The sequence below is a fragment of the Streptomyces sp. SID3343 genome, assembly GCF_009865215.1.
Lineage (GTDB): Bacteria > Actinomycetota > Actinomycetes > Streptomycetales > Streptomycetaceae > Embleya.
On the sequence record NZ_WWJX01001571.1, the window covers coordinates 1 to 2,138 of the forward strand.

Consider the following 2,138-nt stretch of genomic DNA (forward strand, 5'->3'; position numbering starts at 1 on the left):
GGCGCGGTCCCGGACGGCCCGCCCGCGGCCGACGTGGTCGCCCCTTCGGCAGGCGCGGCGCAGCCCGTGGAGGCCGTCTCCCCGACCGCCGTCACGGTGCTGCTGCCCACGACGCCGGAACCGCCGGCCGAGCCGGTGTCCGCACAGGCGGTGGTGACGCAGGAGGCGAACGAGGACCCGACCCACGTGGCGACGAAGGCCGAGCCCGACGCCGCCCCGGTGGCCGAGGCTGTCGAGACCGCGGCCGTCGAAGCACCGGCCGTCGAGCCGCAGGCCGCCGAGCAGGCCGTCGAGAAGCAGGCCGTCGAGCCGCAGGTTGTCGAGAAGCAGGTCGTCGAGAAAGAAGCGGCGGCAGTCGAGGCCCCGACGGTGGACGCCCCGGCGCCCGAGGCCGTCCCGGCCCCGGCCGACCCGGCTCCCGGCGCGGAGCCGTCCGACGCAGGCGCCCCCGAAGCGGTGGGCCCCGACGTGGACGGTTCGGACGCGAACGGCTCCGGCGCGGCGGACGTGGAAGCCGACGGCCCCGCTTCCGACGAGGCAGCGGAGGCCGACGGCGAACCCGTCGAGGACGAGCCCGTCGACCGCGGTCCCGCCGCCGCCGGGTACGACGACGCGTCGCGTGAGGCCGTACATCGCGTCATGCGCGAGCGGCGCGACATCCGCGTCGGGTTCCGACCCGACGCCGTCCCCGACGATGTGCTCGTGCGGGTGCTGGAAGCCGCGCACGCAGCGCCCAGCGTCGGCTACTCGCAGCCGTGGGACTTCGTGGTGATCCGCTCCGAGGAAACCCGCGTCGTCGTTCAGGAACTGGCGCAGCGGCAGCGCGAGGCGTACGCGTCCTCGTTGCCGAAGGCCCGCGCCAAGCAGTTCCTGGAGATCAAGGTCGAGGCGATCCTGGAGACCCCGGTCAACATCGTGGTCACCGTGGACACCACGCGCGGCGGTCGACACACGCTCGGCCGGCAGACCCAGCCGCAGATGGGCCCCTACTCCAGCGCGCTCGCGGTGGAGAACCTGTGGCTCGCCGCGCGAGCCGAGGGGCTCGGTGTCGGTTGGGTCAGCTTCTTCGACGAACGCGAGCTGGCCAATGCGCTCGGCCTGCCCGATCACGTCGACGTCGTCGCGTACCTGTGTGTGGGCTACGTGGACGCGTTCCCGGAAGAGCCCGAACTCGCGTCGTCCGGTTGGGCCAAGGCCCGGCCGCTGTCGTGGGTCGTGCACGAGGAGACGTACGGTCGGCGCGGCCTTCCCGGCGAGGAGCCGGTGAGCCTGCTGGAGGAGACACTCCAGGCGGTGCGCCCGCTCGACGCCAAGGCGCTCGGCGCCGCGTGGGAGCACCAGCGCACGATGACCAAGCCGCCGGGCTCGCTCGGCATCCTGGAGACCATCGGCGCGCAACTGTCCGGGCTCGCCCGGACGTTCCCGCCGCCGGTCCCCGAGCCCGCCGCGGTCGCGGTGTTCGCCGGGGACCACGGGGTGCACGCGCAGGGTGTGTCGCCGTGGCCGCAGGAGGTCACCGCGCAGATGGTGCGCAACTTCCTCGCGGGCGGCGCGGTGGTCAACGCGTTCGCCAAGCAGATCGGCGTCGAGGTGTGCGTCGTGGACGTCGGTGTCGCGACCGACCTGCCCAACGCGACCGGGTTGCTCCCGCGCCGGGTCCGTTCGGGCACCGGGGACATGACGCAGGGTCCCGCGATGACGCGCGACGAGGCGATCCGGGCCGTCGAGGTCGGCATCGAGGTCGCACGCGACCTGGTCACCGCCGGGAACCGCGGCCTGCTCACCGGCGACATGGGCATCGCGAACACGACCGCTTCGGCGGCGCTGATCTCGGTGTTCACCGGCGCCGACGTGGCCGAGGTCACCGGACGCGGCACGGGCATCGACGACGCGACGCACGAGCGCAAGATCGAGGTGGTCAAGGCCGCGCTGGCACTGCACGAGCCGGACCCGGCCGACCCGATCGGCGTACTGGCGGCCGTCGGCGGTCTGGAGCACGCGGCGATCGCCGGCTACATCATCGGCGCGGCGGCGTTGCGGGTACCGGTCGTGCTGGACGGTGTGATCGCGGGCGCCGCGGCGCTCGTGGCGCAGGCCATCGCGCCCGAGGCGGTCGCGGCGTGCGTCGCGGGCCACCG

Annotated in this window: 1 protein-coding gene; it reads left to right on the top strand. The window is 74.2% G+C overall.

Going from position 1 to position 2,138, the window contains the following annotated elements; genetic code table 11:
* On the top strand, positions 1–2,138 hold a 2,138-nt coding region (cobT, locus tag GT354_RS50360; RefSeq protein WP_161364950.1), incomplete at both ends, for a nicotinate-nucleotide--dimethylbenzimidazole phosphoribosyltransferase.